Here is a 16,021-nt window from a genome sequence, read left to right as displayed (position 1 = left end):
GCACGTGGGAGGCTTGGGGGTAACTATTTGAGGACGGAGGAGTTGATAGCGTGGACACCGAACTGCCCACCCTACGCGCCCGTGCGCCGATCGGCGTCCGGATGGCGTTGCTTTTAGCCTTGACCATCTTCGGCTGCGGTGGGCCGGATTCAATGGAGGGAGCCGGCGCGAGCCCGGTCCCGGTGCGTCTCCACGAGGTGGCCCGCGTCGACCGACCCGCGTGGATCGGCCTGAGTGGTGATGTCGAGCCACTGAGGACCGCCAACGTCGGTTTCATGGTACCCGGTCTCGTCACCGCGGTGGGTCCCGAGGAGGGTGATCGAGTCAGGCAGGGCGACCTGCTGGCCGAGCTCGACCCGACCGACTACGAGCTCAATTTGGAGTTGGCCGCCGCCCAACGACAGCGGGCCGAGGACGAGTTCGGACGGGCGCAGGTGGTCTTCGCGGAAGACGGCATTCCGGAGAACGACTTCCAGAAAGCCCAGACGGCTGTCCGCATGGCTCGCGCTCAGGAGGCGATGGCCGCCAAAAAGCTGGCCGATGCTCGCATCACGTCACCCATGAACGGCGTCGTGGCGCGTCGTAACATCCAGCCGGGCGAGCAGGCGGGGCCGGGCTTCCCAGTCTTCACCATCGTCTCCATCGACCCTGTTCAGGTCAGGATCGGGGTTCCGGAAGCTGAAATCGGCCCCATCGCCGTGGGTCAGCGCGCAGACATCACGATCCCGGCGTTGGATGCCGCCTTCGAGGGCCGTGTCCGGCTCGTGGGGATCGCGGCCGACCCAACGTCGCGGACGTACACTGTGAAGGTCCAGGTCCCCAACGCGGATGGTCGACTGCGCCCCGGCATGATCGCCGAGGTGCGGGTGGAGACCGACGCGAGAGTGGAGGCGCTGACGGTGCCAGGGGAGGCCATCGTGCGTGGGGCGGACGGAATCACCCGGGTCTTCGTGTACTTCCCGGAAGAGGAGCGTGTTCACGCGCGCCGGGTCGAGGTGGGCTCTGCGTACGGGACGCAGATCGAGATTCGAGAGGGCCTGGCGGGTGACGAGCAGGTGGTCGTCGGGGGTCAACATCGCCTGCGGGAAGGCTCGTTGGTTCAGGTCGCGGAAGGCGGGAGCGGCTCTCCATGAATCTCATCCGGATGTCGCTCCGGCATCCCCAGGTCATCTATGTCGTGACCGCGATAGTATGCCTCGCGGGCATCAACGCCGTGATGACCATGCCGCGCCGCGAGGATCCGAATATTCCGATCCGAAGGGGCCTAGTGTTGGCCGCCTACCCCGGCGCCACCGCCGCCGAGGTGGAGGAACAGGTCACCAAGCGCATCGAGGAACGCCTCTTTGCCTTCGGTGAGGTAAGGAAGGCCAAGACCGTGTCGACGAGCATGATCGGTGGCGTGGTCATCGACGTCACTCTCGAGAACTCCGTGAAGGAGGCCGACCAGTTCTGGTCGAAGCTCCGTCACGACCTCAACGAGCTGGGCGTCACAGATCTACCAAAGGGCGTTCTCGGGCCCATCGTCAACTCTGACTTTGGCGACGTGATCGCAATCCTCCTCTCTGTCACCGGTGAGAATTACGGGTATCGAGAACTCCAGGGATACCTGGAGCGTGTGGAGGCCGAGATCCTCCGACTCCCAGCGGTATCCAAGGTCAAGCTTATCGGGGAGCAGGAAGAGAAGATCTACGTCACCAGTACGATGCAGCAGCTCGTGCAGTACGGAATCACGCCCCTCCACCTGGTCGGAGCCCTCCAGGATCAGAACGTCATTTCCGAGGCCGGGGCCTTCGACGCCGCGAGCACCCGGGTGCCGATCCAAACGGCGGGGCTCTACGGGAACGAGGACCAGATCCGCAGGCAGATCGCGGGGGTTTCCCCCACGGGGGTCCCGATCTACATCGGCGACGTGGCCAACGTCCAGCGGCGGTACTCTGATCCAGACTTCCTCGTGCGGGCGAACGGTCAACCGTCCGTCATGCTCAGCCTCGAGATGCGCGAGGGCTACAACATCGTCGAGTTCGGGCGCGAGGTGGACGAGACGATCGCCGAAGTCAGGCTCCGACTGCCGCCCGACGTCCAGGTCGAATCCATGGTCGACCAGCCCAAGGTCGTCGAAGAGCGTATCGGGCACTTCATGAGTGAATTCGGGATGGCACTCATCGCGGTGATCGCCGTGACCCTGTTGCTGCTCCCGTTCCCTGTGGCGACGGTGGCGGCCACGGCGATTCCCGTAACCATCCTCATGACCTTTGCGATGTTGCGGGGGTTTGGGATCGAACTGCACCAGGTTTCGCTCGCGGGGCTCATCGTGGTGCTCGGCTTGGTGGTGGACGACGCCATCGTCATCGCTGACAACTATGTGGAACTCCTCGACCAAGGGCTTTCGAGGCACGATGCCGCCCGGCGCTCCGCCGCCGAACTCGCCATTCCGGTTCTCGCGGCCACGCTCACCATCGCCGCGGCCTTCTTGCCGCTCGCGCTCATTCCCGGCCAGATGGGTGAGTTCATGCACGCACTCCCCATTACCGTGGCCCTGGCGCTGGCCAATTCGTACGTGGTGGCCATGCTCCTGACTCCGTTGCTGTGCCGGACCTTCATCAAGAAGGGGCTGCACGTCGACCAGCCGACCGACGCCGAGGCTCCCAAGCGTCGGGGGCCCCTGGACATCCTGCAGGACGCCTACGACAGCACGATCGCCCTGGCCATGAAGAACAAGCGACTGACCATGGCGTTCGGCATTCTGGTGGTGGCGGCCGGTGGCGTTTTCGCCAGCATGGTGCCCCAGCAGTTCTTCCCGGCGGCCGATCGCGACGAATTCGCTATCAATGTCTGGATGCCCGAGGGCACGCGCCTCGAGGCGACGGACGACGTCACTCGGGTTGTGGAGGAGGTCCTCGCCGCAGATCCCGACGTGCGGGAGTACGCTTCCTTTGTCGGCGTGGGCGCCCCTCGCTTTTTCTTTTCGTTCGAGCCGGTGCTTCCGCGGCCGAACACCGCCCAGATCATCGTTCGCACGGTCGCGGTGGACGTCACGCCGGAGGTAGTGAAACGGCTGCGGGCCGCGTTGCCCGGCCACGTCCCCGAGGCGGAGGTGGAGGTGCAGCGCTTGATAATGGGGGATCCCATGTGGGCTCCCATCGAAGTCAGGATTGCGGGCGAGGACCTGTCCGTGTTGCGCTCGATGGGGGACCGCGCGGCCATGGTCCTGGAAGACACGCCGGGCAGTTTCATGGTGCGCAACAACTTCCGCGAGGACTCCTACGCCCTTCAGGTTGACCTGCGACCGGAGGTCGCCAGCCGACTCGGCATGAGCTCAACGGTGGTCTCCAACCTGCTGGCCGGAACGTTCCTGGGAACGCCGGTGTCGACGTTCTGGGAGGGCGATGATGCCGTTGACATTGTGCTGCAGCTGGATGAGAGCCATCGGGATTCCTTCGAGGACCTCGGCAGCACCTACGTCGTCTCACCGGTGGCTCGAGTGCCGCTCCGCGGGATCGCCGATCTGAACCCGGTGTGGCATTCGAGCCGCATCGTGCGCCGCAATGGCATCCGCACGATCACAGTGGGGAGCTTCGCTCAGGACGGTGTGTTCCCGTCCGTCGTACTGGGGGCTGCGCAGCCCACCCTCGACACTTTGACGCTCGCGGCCGGATACGACCTCTCGTACGGGGGAGAGGTCGAGATCCAGACCGAGAGCTTCGGCTATCTGAGTGTCGGCATGCTCGTGAGCATGCTGCTGATCGCACTGATTCTGCTCTTCCAGTTCCAGCGGGTGAAGGACGTCCTGGTCGTCATGGTATCGATTCCCTTGGCGCTGTTTGGGGCGTACCTGGGCCTGCTGATCACCGACAATCCGTTCGGCTTCACCGCCTTCATGGGGCTGATCAGCCTGACCGGAGTCGTCGTGCGCAACGCCATCATCCTGCTCGACTTCATCCATGAGCGGATGGCCGAGGGTGGCACGCTCGAGGAGGCCGCGCTCGAAGCAGGGCGGCGGCGCCTCCGCCCCATCTTCCTCACCACGATGTCTGCGGCCGCCGGCCTCACGCCCATGATCCTTTCCGGTTCGGCGCTCTGGTCCCCGATGGCCAGCGTGATTGCTGTGGGCATCGTCTTCTCGATGGTGTTCACCCTGGTGGTGGTGCCTGTGCTCTATGTCTTGGTGTCGCCGAATACCGAACCCTCCCCCGCTGCCGTCTGAAGATGCAACGACCATGGTGAGATCCTCCCTGCCAACGGCGCTGCTCTTAGGCGCACTCCTCGCTGCCCCCGCCGGGGGCCAGGAAACCTCGCGCATCCTGACGCTCGGACAGGCCCTCGAGATGGCCAGGGAGGGGAACCCTGGCCTCAACGTGGTCCGGCAGAAGGTGGAGGAAACACGCCAGAGCAGTTCCATCGCCTTCACCAACTACCTGCCGCAGATTCGAACGCAGGCCAGTTACCTGGCCAACAACAACACGCAGGGAATCCTCCTGCCGGCTGGGTCGCTCGGCTATTTCTCCGAGTTGGGAGGCAAGTTTCCGCGGACTGATCGCACCGTCCCCCAGGGGGGCACCAACGTCTTCTTCGCGCTGACCACGATCACACAACCCCTCACCCACTACTTCAAGATCCGCGAGGGCCGGGGCGTTCTGAGAGCCGACGAGGAAGTTGCGGGGGCCGGACTCCGCTCGGCCGAACAGGACGTCTCCCTTGGCGTGCTCCGTGCGTACGCGGGGCTCCTGCTCGCCGACCTCGGCAGAGACGCCGCCCGGGAGCGCGTTGCCGCGAGCGAGGAGCGGATGGCCTACCTCGCGTCTGCCGTAGAGGCGGGTACCGCCGCTGATCTGGCCGGAAGGGAGGCCCGGATACGCTGGCTTCAGGCCCGACAGGTGCTCCTGGAGCGGGAAGGCGAGGTTGACGATCTGACGTACGTGCTGGCGGATGCGGTGGGCCTTCCGGCCGGGACCCGCGTGGAGGTCACTCCGCCCCCACCTTCAGCGGTGACCGACGAGCCTCTCGATTACTATGTCGAGACGGCCTTGCGTAGTAGTCCCGGCCTTCTCGAGGCGCGAGCGATGGTCAACAAGGCCACCCACGGTGTCGGCGCAGCGCGCGCTGAGTACATCCCCGAAATCGGGATCCTGGGAGCGCATCTCTATCAGAACTCCGTCCCGTTCTTTCCCAAGAATACGATGGGCATTGGGATATCGGGGAGTTGGACCATCTTGGACTTCGGGGCCCGGAGAAAGACCGTGCGGGAGCGCCGCGCCCAGCTCGGACAAGCGGAGAGTAACCTGACCATGGTCGAGGGCAGGGTGCGCGGAGAGGTCGAGGCCGCCTACCGGAAGCTCGCTCGGGCGAGGGATCTGGTCGAGCTGGCCAAGGATGCACTCGCGCTGCGCACCGAAGGCTCTCGGCTTCGCATCGTGGCGGTGACCGCCGGCTACGCGGTAGCCGCGCAGGAGCGCGAGGCGATCGCCGATCGCCTGGAGGCCGAGATGGACATGTTGAAGGCCGAGATGGGCTACCGGATCGCCATCGCGGAACTCGGACGGGCCGCCGGGATCCTCGGCCGCTGACTCTGATCCAAGAAAAAACCATGACAGCAGACGAGCACACGAAGTCAGACGCCGCCGGCGTCACATTCACCGAGACCATGCGCGGGTTCGTGTCGACCCACGCCACCGACGACTACGAAACGGGTTGGGCCACGGGAAAGGCCGAGGGCTCCCTCCTCGACTTCACGGTCACCGTGATCGCACCCGACGTCGACGCGCTGATTGCCGATCCGAATCACGAAGCGCTCCTGAGCGGCACCGTGACCGCGCCGGCCCTTTCACCGATGCCCCTCCGGGTGGGGAAGGGTCGCTTCTTCCTCCTCGTGCGTGATCCCGAGCAGGCCCGTACTCGCAAGATGATCTACCACATGCCCCTGTCAGCCGATGACGGTCGACACTTCTACATGGACGGATTCAAGACCATCCATGACGATGCGGGCCCCGACATCTGGTCGGACACGACGACGCTCTTCGTCACGGTCAGGGAGGGTGACGAGGCGGGGCCGGTGGTGGCCAAGGGGATCGTGAAGATCCTCATCAACGATTTCAGGAAACAACTTGGTACGATGAAAGCCGTGGGCGCGCGCAACAAGCTCCAGGAACTTCAGGCCATGGCAAAGTTCGGGAGTTTCTTCATGGGCGCCTTGACCGAGGTCTACGGGGGTGTCTTCGCCCGACCGAGCGCGTCCGACCCGGATGCGCATTCTGCAGCCACGTCTCGACCCACGCCCCTGGAGGAAGAAGCATGAGCACCGAGAACGGACACCAGCACGGCAGCCTGAACGACCTCTTCGAGTATCCCTTAATGTCGGCGTTGGTCGACCGGCGCACGCGACGCCTGGCCCGCGGCACATCGATGAAGGCCGGACCCCTCTCCCACGAGAGCAAGAACGACCCGGCGCCATTGTCGGCGCTCGAGGAAGCGATCCTGATCACGTGCGTGACGGGAATCACCGGCGTCACCACGCACGACGGACCCCTCACCAAGGCCGACGGGACCGACGAGCTCGGGACACCCTTCCTCCACATCATGGCACGCACGGGAAGTAGCGCGGACAACTGCCAGGCCACGCACTTCTTCATGATCAACGACGACGGGATTTTTCTGCTTCGGCATCCGACGGGCAAGGAGGCTCTTGCGCTGCTCACATCGCTGCCCCCCCGATGGGCCGATTGGAGCGAAAGCGATTGGATCCGTGCGGCCGACAGTTGCAAGATTCGCGTCTCAGACCGGCGCATGGAGTTCCCCCGGGAGTGGCCGTACTACCTCGGTTGGAACGCACAGATGTCCAACGTCCCCGGGTCCACCGTCCTCTTCCCGGTCGTGGACTGCACCTCGCAGTACATCAACGCGCTGCTCATCATCGCCAGCGAACCGGACGGAAAACGCCCCATCTTCGTCGACGACTGGCGCACGTTCCACCCCAAGGGCCTCGTGGAGCGGATGGCCAAGCTCGCGGGCACCCTGGGAATGGCCGAGAAGGTTCCCTATCACCCCATAGGGGGCCTCAAGTGGGTGCGCAACGGGTTCGTCAACAAGGACAACGTCGCCCCCCTGGGCTTCGGCGGGGCCTTACGTACGGACTATGAGGCGTTCTTCTACTTCCAGAACCTCATGCTGGTGGGGCAGGCCATGGGCTTGGGCGGTTGGATCCACGGATCCGTCTTCCCGCCATACGTCTTCCAGGACGATCCCGCCAAGGGATTGCATGGACTCGGCTTCCGGTTCCAGCAACCGAACACGCTGTCGCCGTGGGCTCCGGTTCCGGCTTCACAGCCGAACCCCATCGGCATCGACGGCATCCTGGAAGGCCTCACACCTCCCTACGTGAAGTCCATGGATGAGGCGGTGGACCGGGTCATCGAGGCCAAGTACAGCGCCGCCGGGGGCGCGTACGGCGACGAGGACGTGTTCTCGCGGCAGTACAAGGACCGCGCCAGCGCTGGAAAGTACATGAAGAAGGCCACGAAGTTCGCGCCCAGGCAGGTCGAGTACGTGAAGGAGATGTGTAACTACATCTACGATACGTACGGACGCTTCCCTGCCCACGTCGACGCCTTCTACACGCCGGGCATGTGGCTCCAGTTCTCACACCTGGAGATGGAGTACTACGACCGCTACTACGACAAGGCTCAGTACGAGCGTCAGGCGGCCCACGACAAGCTGTGGCACGGACGCTGAGGAGACACGCTCTATGACGACGATCGAGAGCCCCGACGCCCGGGATGGAGGCACCACGGCGTTGCCCGGCAACCAACTCGGTAGGATCTTCTGCCTGACGCTTTTTACACCCATCCGCAGGCAATGGGTGCCTGTGCTGGCAGCGGCGATGTGGGTGGCGAAATGGATCCCGTTCGCGCAGAAGCACATCCTCCAGTTCAACTTCATCCGGTTCGTGCGCTGGACCATCGTGCGGGACCTCCCCCACAACGGCCCACCTCAGGAGCGGGACCGGCTCAACTACGCCTACCTGTTCTTCGAGAGCAACTTCGATGGGCCATGGCAGCACTACATCGATGCGTTCGCGTACTGCATCCCTCTGGACATCCGGTTCGTCTGGGGCCGCGGTTTCGCGTTCCCGAGCCCACCCCCCGCGGAGCCGTTGAAGAAGTGGATCGCCATGAACAGCATGGATGGGGGCAGCTACTACTGCGGGTACCCGCAGGCGAGCACGCGGATGGTGAAGGGCGCGCTGGCCACCGGCGACGCCTTGGGCGGGCTTATAGCGGACTCGGAGAGGCTCGGCGCGGACGAGTTCAAGGTGCGCTATGAGCAGTTCCTCTCCAGCGTACAGGGGCACCTCTGATGGGGGAATCGCGTAACCGCACGGGAACCGCGTACGCGCTCACCGTCCTGACTGCGATCCTTCCGGGCCACGAAGAGAAGCTTCGTCAGACCATCGAGAGTCTCCCCCTCGGAGAGGACTCTCCACTGGCGCGGCTCGGAACGATCCACACATCACGCATCCAGATTGTCGACCACCTGGTCTACCAAGGAGCCCCGCAAAAGCGGGACCAACTCCGTTCGAACTACCTGGTGTTCACGGCGGCCTTCGATGGCGCGGATCTTGATGTCTTCCTGGCTTCCATCGCCGACAAGCTACCGGCGGCGGCGGACTCTTGGTGGCGCCATTGCGTTGGGTATCCCGGCTTGAAGGACCGCGCAGCCTTCGGCCATTGGATCCGGCACAACCAGCTGCACACGTCCCTGTTCGCCGTGGCGTCCCCCAACCGCAGTGTTTCCGATGTGGTGGACAGTCTCGCCCTACGCGAGCAGGTGCTGGAATTCGCGATCGCCAATCAAGGGGTGGACGCAGTGGAGCTGCAGAAGCGGTTTCGTACAACCTTCGTGGAGGGTATCTGATGCAGAAACGTCGGCAGGCCGTAGGTTCCGGTGGGGAGCGACCCCTTCTGCAGCGTCGCCCCCTCAATCTTCCACGACGCCACGAAGAGCAGTCCGAGGTCGAAGCCGCCGACATCCAGGGGAACGTGCTGCGCGGGTATTCCCACCCGATGGCGGCGTACATCTTCCTCCGCATCGATGACGTGGCCAAAGGCAAGGCACTCATCGACAGGATGCTCCCCCGTATCACGACGGGTCAGCCCTGGTGCGACACCGCCCCCACCACGGCCATCCAGGTCGCTTTCACGTATGCGGGTCTTCAGCGCCTGGGTGTTCCCGACGAGATGCTGGCTACGTTCCCGGAGGAGTTCCGAGAAGGCATGGCCGCCCGGGCCGAATCCCTCGGCGATCGCGGTCCCAGTGCCCCGGAGCAGTGGGAGTCCGGTCTGGGGACCGGAGAGGCCCACGTGCTCGTGACGGTATGGGCCGTGGACAACGAGCACCTGGACGCGGTGCGCGAGGAGTTGCGGCAGGTGGGAGCCTCCGCGGGCGCCACAACGGTGATCAACGAGACCCGGGCGGAGGCCCTCAAGCACGGACGTGATCACTTCGGCTTCTTTGACGGCATCTCGCAGCCCGCCGTGGAAGGAACCGGGGTCCAGGGGCGGCCCGGCGACGGCCAGCCCAACGGTGCAGGCGGTTGGCGGGACGTGGCCACCGGGGAGTTCGTGCTCGGGTACGTGGACGAGGACGGCACCCTTCCCGACGCTCCCGCGGAGCCGTTCCATCGGAACGGTACGTTTATGGTCTACCGGAAGCTGCAACAACACACCGCTGCGTTCAGGAGGTCCATGGAGGAGCAGGGGGCGCGCTACCCGGGCGGAGCGGAGATGCTCGCTGCCAAGGTTGTGGGGCGGTGGCGCGACGGCACCCCGCTGAGCACCTCTCCGGAGGCGCCGGACGCCGACGTGTCCGCGGACCCGCTACGTATCAACGACTTCTCGTACATGGACGATCCCAAGGGGCTCAAGTGCCCCATGGGGTCGCATATCCGACGTTGTCACCCGCGTGATTCCGAGGGGTTCTTCGGTGGGCGGCTCACCAACAGGCACCGCATCATCCGGCGTGGGCGTTCCTACGGCCCGGTGCTGCCCAAGGGGGCCGCGGACGACGGGCAGGACCGGGGACTCGTCTTCGTGTGCTTCAACACCAGCATCTGGCGTCAATTCGAGACCATCCAGAGCCTGTGGTTGGACGATGGCGACCCCTTCGGCGTCGGCCCCGATAAGGACCCCCTCATTGGATGTCCGGCGGACGAATCCGGCAAGATGACCATCCCCGGTAAGCCCCCCTTCTTCCTCACGCCTCTACCCCGCTTCGTAACCCTGCGGGGGGGCGAATACCTATTCCAGCCGAGCATGGCCGCGCTTCGCTGGTTGGCGGACTTTTGATATGAAGTCTTGGATCGTTCGTGTTTTGGTGATCGTGGTCGCCATGTTCGGCGCCCTCGTCGTCGCTTCTTGTGGCGACGACATCACCGGGCCGGATCCGGTGGTCGACGTGGAGGCACGTCTCTTCGACGCCATGAACCGGGACGACTACGCGTCGGCCGGGGACTTCGTCGGAGAGCTGTGGGAACTGCACGACAAGGACCCCGAGAACCATCGAACCACGTTCCTGCTCGGAGCCACCGCGCTCTGGTGGCTGGGAGAGGTGGCTCGTCCAGAAACGGTCAACGGGCTTCAGGTCGTCGCTCAGGCGATTCCCTTGATTCTGGAGAGCTTCTTCGACGTCATCCTCAACGACGACCGGAACGGGCCGGGGGCCAGCGGTCTGTTGGGCGCCTTCCTCTTCGAAACCGGCTTCGACCGGGCCCAGGGGAGCGCGCTCGTGGACAGCGCTGCCAAGTATGTACCCGAGGTGGGCTTCTTCCAGCAGATGCACATCCGCCGCTTCGCCGCGGCCGACGACACGGTCACCGCAAACGCCATCGAGGCCGGCTTCAAGTTCTGGGAGTACTGTGCCGGAGTGCCCGTCGACCGGGACAACCCGGACTTCACAGATCTAGTGCGGCTGCCCACCGAAGCGATGCCCGAGGGCTTCTGCTGGGGGTCGCCGCGCGTTCCGCACGGTTTCGAGGGTAGTTGGCTGATCACGGGCGACCTGCTCGTGAAGGGAGGCCATCTAGGTGCAGCCAAGCGGGCCTACCTCAACGCCCGCCTGGGCGTCAACTACGACCGGTGGAAGCACAAGGACGAGTTGGAATCGCGTCTCTCGGAGGACCTCGAGGCGCGTTACGCGACGTATTTGAACCGGAACCCCGAGCTCTGGGCACCCGTCGGCCTGCCGCCCTTCTCGTGCACTCAGTGCCACGCCAGCAAGTTCTGACCCTGCGATAACAGAGCCGATTGGGCCGGGGCTCTACGAGGAGGTCTGCCGCTCCAGGTGCTCGAGGATCAGCGGGAAGACGTCGCGGGCGGCGTCCTTCCCGATGAGGCAGTCCATATCGCCGTAGTCGGGAATCACCGTGTGGTGATAGAAATCCGGCCCATTGGCGTCGGCCAGCGCCGCCATGGTCGCCTGCGTGCTCTCCGGAAGGAAGCACGCATTGTCCGCGCCGTGCAGGAACGTGATAGGCAGGGCCAGACGGTCCAGGTCCCGTAGCCAGGACCCCCCGGTGGCGCGCACCGCGTGCCCTTCGCGCACCATGCGCGCGAGGTGGTCGAAGACCTGGAGGTTCACGACCCCAAAAAGTTCGTGAAGGGCTTCGTGCGTCGCCAGGTTGATCTGGTCGTGCTCGTAGAGCGGTCCGTACATGAAGGTGATTCGTCGGCATACCGGGCTTGAGCACCGTTCCTCCAGCTCGACTGGGAGGAGTCTAAGCCCCACGTCGAAGAGCCTGTTCTTCCACCCCTTGGTGCCACCCCCGTCGGCGCGCAGGGACTGTTGCCCCAGCGCCTTGATCACACCAGGAAGGTAGAGTCCGGCTTTGACGCGGGCCGCCCGTTGCGTGACGACGTGGAGCCCGCCCTGTGAGCACACTGCGGAGCGCACCCCCTGGAGCCCCCCCACGATCGCCATGAGCAGGGTCGTCGCTCCAAGGCCGTGGGCGACCACGTCGACCGCTGCCGCTCCCGTGAGCTCGCGGACCTTGCCCACCGCTGCGGGGAGATCCTGCTCGGCGATGAGGTCGGCCGTGAACTGGTCCTCGGAGCCGGCGATGTCGATGCTCGCGCGGCTGTCCAGAACCCACACGTCGTACCCGCTCGCGGCGAGGTACTCCACGAGGTTCACATCCACCGTATCCACCGCGAACACCTGTCCGGACATGCCCAGGCCGTGGACCAGCAGGACCGGTCCCTTGGAGCCACCTTCATAGCGCACCAGCCGAAGCGACACGCCGTCGGCCGTACTGAAGTAGTGCGCATCCGGGGGATCGACCACCAATTCCCTGCGCGTCCTGGCCGTGGCTCCCGGATCGAGTGTGCTGCGGGGCGCGAGCACCCCACCGTACGTATCGTACAAGGCACCGGCGAAGAATTTCCCGAAGTCGGCCATGGCCTTCAGGCGCCGGGCGATCCCCCCGGCGTTGGTGATCTTGAACGTCCGGAGTTGCTTCGAGAAGTCCTTGGTCTTGATGCGAAGGACGCCACGCCCGACCACTGGGCCCGATTCATCTTCTCCCTCGTGGACCGACACGAACAGGGTGGTGGTGTCCGACCAGACGTCGAAGCCTCGGTCATCGTGGATACGCTTGAAGCCGTGCAGGAAGAACGTCCGGCCGTCGGGATGCTCCATGGGCATCTTGTACGTCATCCGCCGCGTACGCACCTCGTCGGGGTCGACCGTCAGGAGGTGGAACGTGCCCTTAGTGACGCTGAACGGCTCCGTCGACAGCGCAGGAACCGAGACGCTCCCGTACAGGCTCGCGCTGTGGTCCGGCCGGCGCAGCATGTCGTACAGGTCGTCTGAGTTTACCGTGAGCGTGAACTCGAGGGGCGAGTCGGACTCCTTCCCCTGCTCCGCGGCCTCTGCGAAGTCCAGGTCCGACCCGAGGGAGAAGAACCCCCTCATGGCCTCGGTGAACTGAACGCCGACTCGCTTCTCCACGGACGCGGCCCTGGGGGCAGACGGGAGGTCGTACGGGATCTCCCATCCGCGATCACGGGCGATGAGGTCGGCGGTCCGCTCTGCCAGGGCGGAAATCGTAAGCAACGGGTTGACCCCCAAGGAGCGCGGAATCACGGACCCGTCGGAGACGTAGAGCCCGTCGTGGACCTGGTCCCCCGACTCCCCCGAGAACACTCGGCCCCGGTGGTCGACTACGCCCGTCTCCGAGGTCTCGCCCATGCCGCAGCCACCCAACGGGTGGACCGTGACCAGGCTCTTCCCGGCGAACTTCGTCCAGAGCGGGTTCGTGACGTACGTGCCTCCCAGGGCAGCGGTAGCCCGGAGCAACTCGCCGTTGATTTTGTCGAACACGGCCTGGGATCCCACGCCGGGCCACGCGATGCGAACGCGGTCATCCGCCAGATGGATCCGGCCAGCCGAGTCGTCGTGGGCCATGACGAGAAAGGTCTGCGTGTTGCCGACGGCGCCAGTGCTCCCACCAGGCACGAGTGCCTGGATCTCCCGGTACTTCTCCTCTGCGTAGTCGCGCAGGCCGGCGTCTGTGTCCTCGCCGACCGCCCGGGAAGCCATCAGCAACGCCGGGGCCAGAATGGGGCCGAGAGTCGAGGGGATAACACCTTCCTCGATGATCATCCCGTCGTTCAGCCGGTCCGTTCCTCGTAGGTCGATAACCGACGTGATGCAGGGCCCGGGCCCTTTCTTCCCGCGCGTGCTTCCCACGCCCACGCCACCGATGAACTGGTCGGCGTTGTAGGCGAATCCGAGCACATCGCCGTTGCCCGTGAACCCCTCCCCAAGCCGGTCAGACACGGGCAGGCCGGATTCCCTCGAGCGGAGCAGGATTTCCGTGCTTCCCAAGCTACCGGCCGCCAAGACCACCACGTCGGCCGCCACGAACAGGCCGGGCGCGTTGAACCGCTTCGGACCCGCCTCCAGCAGATCGAAGTGGACGACCCACCGCGTGCCCCGACGCTCCACACGGCGCACGGCGGTGCACGTGAAGATCTCCGCCCCGTGGTTCCGTGCGTCGGGGAGGTAGTTCATCATCAACGTGTTCTTGGCTCCCACGTTGCACCCGCCGACGCAGTTGCCGCACGAGTTGCATGCGGGTTGCTCGACCCCGACGTGGTTGATCCGATCTTCGAAGTTCACCGTGATAGGGAGCCGCTCGAACCTGGCGCCCATGGCCTGAGCCGACTTCTCCATGGCCTGGAGCTTCGGAGGAGACTGATCCGACGGTAGGGGCGTGGGGCGGAGCATCTCCTGGGCACGCCGGACACCCTGGGCGACCCCATGCTGGACGTCCGCGCGGATCGCGTCGGGCCACAGTGGATCGGCCCACACCCGCTCGTCCGGAGGAATGGCGACGTTGGCGTTGATGAGCGACGTACCCCCGAGCCCGCATCCGGACAGCACGCTAATGTCCGGGTTGATATGGAGGTCGAACAGCGCTGTCGAGGAGCCGATCCGACGGTCGGGCGAATCCGCCTGAATCTCCCGAAGCCCCTCTGCCGAGTTCTCGGGGAAGTCCCCGGGGTGACGCTCCTCGCCGCGTTCGAGGAGGCACACGCGGCGTCCTGCCCGCGCAAAGCGGCTGGCGGCGATGGCCCCGCCGTAGCCCGACCCCACCACCACCACGTCGTACTCCCTCGCCAACTGTTCGATGGGTGTGGCCAGGTTGCTCATGCGCTCTGTTGGACCTCTGAATGGGTGTGGTCGTCCTTGGGTGCGGCAGCGGGAAACGGGTCCCCGTTCTGGGTCAGCTCCTCCACCGACCCAAACCACTCCTGTCCGTTCGAGATGGCGACACAGTGCGGCTTGGAGAACCACCCACCTGTGTTGTAGTAGCGGGCGCCCGAGGACAGACGCACAGTGCCGGCAAGGTGCGTATGCCCGAAGATCACCGTGTCGAAGCCACGGGCACCGACCTCCTCAGCACCCTGGCGGAAGCAGTCGCGTTCTCCCTCGATCACCTCACCGGGACGGTCCTTGTTCCGCTGCGCCTTGGTCTTGAACCCGGACAGAAGGAACTCGGCGAAGCCGATGATGGCGAGGTTGAGGTCATGGACCCGATCGTAGAACGCGGGGCTCACGCTGATAGCCAGCAAGCCGATGAACGTGAACACCGAATATGTACGGGGGAATTTGAGGAACATCCCGTCGTACATATGGCCGTGCTCGATGCGGATCCGCTTGTCCCCACAATGCACGTTCAGGAAAGGCACCACGGTCAGCCGGCCGATGTCGCTGAGGAAGTGCTCCAGCACGATGTCGTGGTTGCCCACGGTGTGGTAGATCTTGCGATCGGTCGCCCCGAACTTGAGAAACAGGGGCGTACATGCCGCCAGGTCGCCCGTGAGTTGGGACAAGGCCATCTGTTGGATGTCCACGCCATCGCCGTTGATGCAGATGGAGTAGTTGTTTTCGATGGCGAAATGAAGGAAGTCCATGAACGAGCGGCGAGGCCGGTGGAGTCGGTTCCCGAGATGGACGTCCGAAACCACGAGAAGGCGGTCCTCGGTGACCGTGGTGTTCATGGCTCCGTCTCTTCGTCGGGTCTGGACGCGGCGTACTCCGACGCAGCCGTCATCATGAAAGAGGAGCGTGCCAGCCGGTTCCCGAACTCGGCACCCGCCACTCTGAAGACGAGCTTGTCGTTCAGTTCGCGGACCCTTCGGCTCATTTGCTGGAGCAACTCGAAGGCGAACGTGGGGTCCCGGCGGATCTGGAGCAGGAGCGAGCCGGGCCGAAAGACCACGAGGGTGGTTGCACCACACGCGCGCGCATCGGCGCTGCGAGGCAGGCCCTCCAGGAGAGACATCTCGCCGAAGAAGGCGCCCCTGCTCAGCAGGGCAAGGCGGACCTCGTGTCCCCCCACCTGCTTGACGATCTCCACAGCCCCGCGCTGGATGACGAACATCTCTCGGGTCTCTTCGCCCTCCCGGACGATGATGTCACCGTCGGCGAAGGACTGCGTTTCGTGGTGGGAGAATTTCTTCATGGG

General features: G+C 64.9%; 12 protein-coding genes. 9 read left to right on the top strand and 3 right to left on the bottom strand.

Going from position 1 to position 16,021, the window contains the following annotated elements:
- Positions 1 to 50: 50 nt before the first annotated feature.
- From P8L30_05910 to P8L30_05870, 9 genes are read left to right on the top strand one after another with little or no spacing between them, the layout of a single operon-like run.
- The gene (locus P8L30_05910; GenBank protein ID MDG2239719.1) at positions 51 to 1,133 is read left to right on the top strand and encodes an efflux RND transporter periplasmic adaptor subunit; all 1,083 of its coding nucleotides are present in this window, start codon (positions 51 to 53) and stop codon (positions 1,131 to 1,133) included.
- Positions 1,130 to 4,204 carry an efflux RND transporter permease subunit gene (locus P8L30_05905; protein MDG2239718.1) on the top strand — a complete coding sequence of 1,025 codons (3,075 nt, stop codon included), beginning with the start codon at positions 1,130 to 1,132 and terminating at the stop codon, positions 4,202 to 4,204. The genes P8L30_05910 and P8L30_05905 overlap by 4 nt, the downstream gene beginning before the upstream one ends.
- Positions 4,205 to 4,217: 13 nt before the next feature.
- A complete protein-coding gene (locus tag P8L30_05900) occupies positions 4,218 to 5,564 on the top strand; it encodes a TolC family protein (protein ID MDG2239717.1) in 1,347 nt (448 codons plus the stop codon).
- Between the two features lie 20 nt (positions 5,565 to 5,584).
- Positions 5,585 to 6,292, top strand: coding sequence for a hypothetical protein (locus tag P8L30_05895; protein ID MDG2239716.1), 708 nt, complete (start codon positions 5,585 to 5,587; stop codon positions 6,290 to 6,292).
- Positions 6,289 to 7,725, top strand: a complete 1,437-nt coding sequence (locus tag P8L30_05890) for a hypothetical protein (protein MDG2239715.1) — start codon at positions 6,289 to 6,291, stop codon at positions 7,723 to 7,725. Before P8L30_05895 ends, P8L30_05890 begins: the two co-directional genes overlap by 4 nt.
- Before the next feature lie 13 nt (positions 7,726 to 7,738).
- Entirely contained in the window at positions 7,739 to 8,350 is a 612-nt protein-coding gene (locus P8L30_05885; protein ID MDG2239714.1) for a hypothetical protein, read from the top strand.
- Complete coding sequence (locus tag P8L30_05880) at positions 8,350 to 8,907, top strand: hypothetical protein (protein MDG2239713.1); 558 nt, start codon at positions 8,350 to 8,352, stop codon at positions 8,905 to 8,907. Before P8L30_05885 ends, P8L30_05880 begins: the two co-directional genes overlap by 1 nt.
- Positions 8,907 to 10,337 (top strand): Dyp-type peroxidase, encoded by a 1,431-nt coding sequence (locus P8L30_05875; GenBank protein ID MDG2239712.1) that lies wholly within the window; start codon positions 8,907 to 8,909, stop codon positions 10,335 to 10,337. Before P8L30_05880 ends, P8L30_05875 begins: the two co-directional genes overlap by 1 nt.
- A gap of 1 nt (position 10,338) precedes the next feature.
- The gene (locus tag P8L30_05870) at positions 10,339 to 11,274 is read left to right on the top strand and encodes a hypothetical protein (GenBank protein MDG2239711.1); all 936 of its coding nucleotides are present in this window, start codon (positions 10,339 to 10,341) and stop codon (positions 11,272 to 11,274) included.
- A 33-nt stretch (positions 11,275 to 11,307) separates the two neighbouring features.
- Here P8L30_05870 and P8L30_05865 read toward each other — a convergent pair whose 3' ends face one another.
- The 3 genes from P8L30_05865 to P8L30_05855 are packed head-to-tail and all read right to left on the bottom strand — an operon-like array spanning position 11,308 to position 16,018.
- Complete coding sequence (locus P8L30_05865; GenBank protein ID MDG2239710.1) at positions 11,308 to 14,703, bottom strand: GMC oxidoreductase; 3,396 nt, start codon at positions 14,701 to 14,703, stop codon at positions 11,308 to 11,310.
- Positions 14,700 to 15,554, bottom strand: a complete 855-nt coding sequence (locus P8L30_05860; GenBank protein ID MDG2239709.1) for a metallophosphoesterase — start codon at positions 15,552 to 15,554, stop codon at positions 14,700 to 14,702. The genes P8L30_05865 and P8L30_05860 overlap by 4 nt, the downstream gene beginning before the upstream one ends.
- Positions 15,551 to 16,018: a cyclic nucleotide-binding domain-containing protein gene (locus tag P8L30_05855; protein ID MDG2239708.1), complete on the bottom strand. Its 468-nt coding sequence runs from the start codon at positions 16,016 to 16,018 to the stop codon at positions 15,551 to 15,553. The genes P8L30_05860 and P8L30_05855 overlap by 4 nt, the downstream gene beginning before the upstream one ends.
- Positions 16,019 to 16,021 lie beyond the last annotated feature (3 nt).

The organism is Longimicrobiales bacterium (assembly GCA_029245345.1).
Taxonomy (GTDB): Bacteria; Gemmatimonadota; Gemmatimonadetes; order Longimicrobiales; family Gaopeijiaceae; genus CALFPJ01.
Note: the sequence above shows the minus strand (reverse complement) of the source record. Positions and strands in the feature narration are given on the sequence as shown.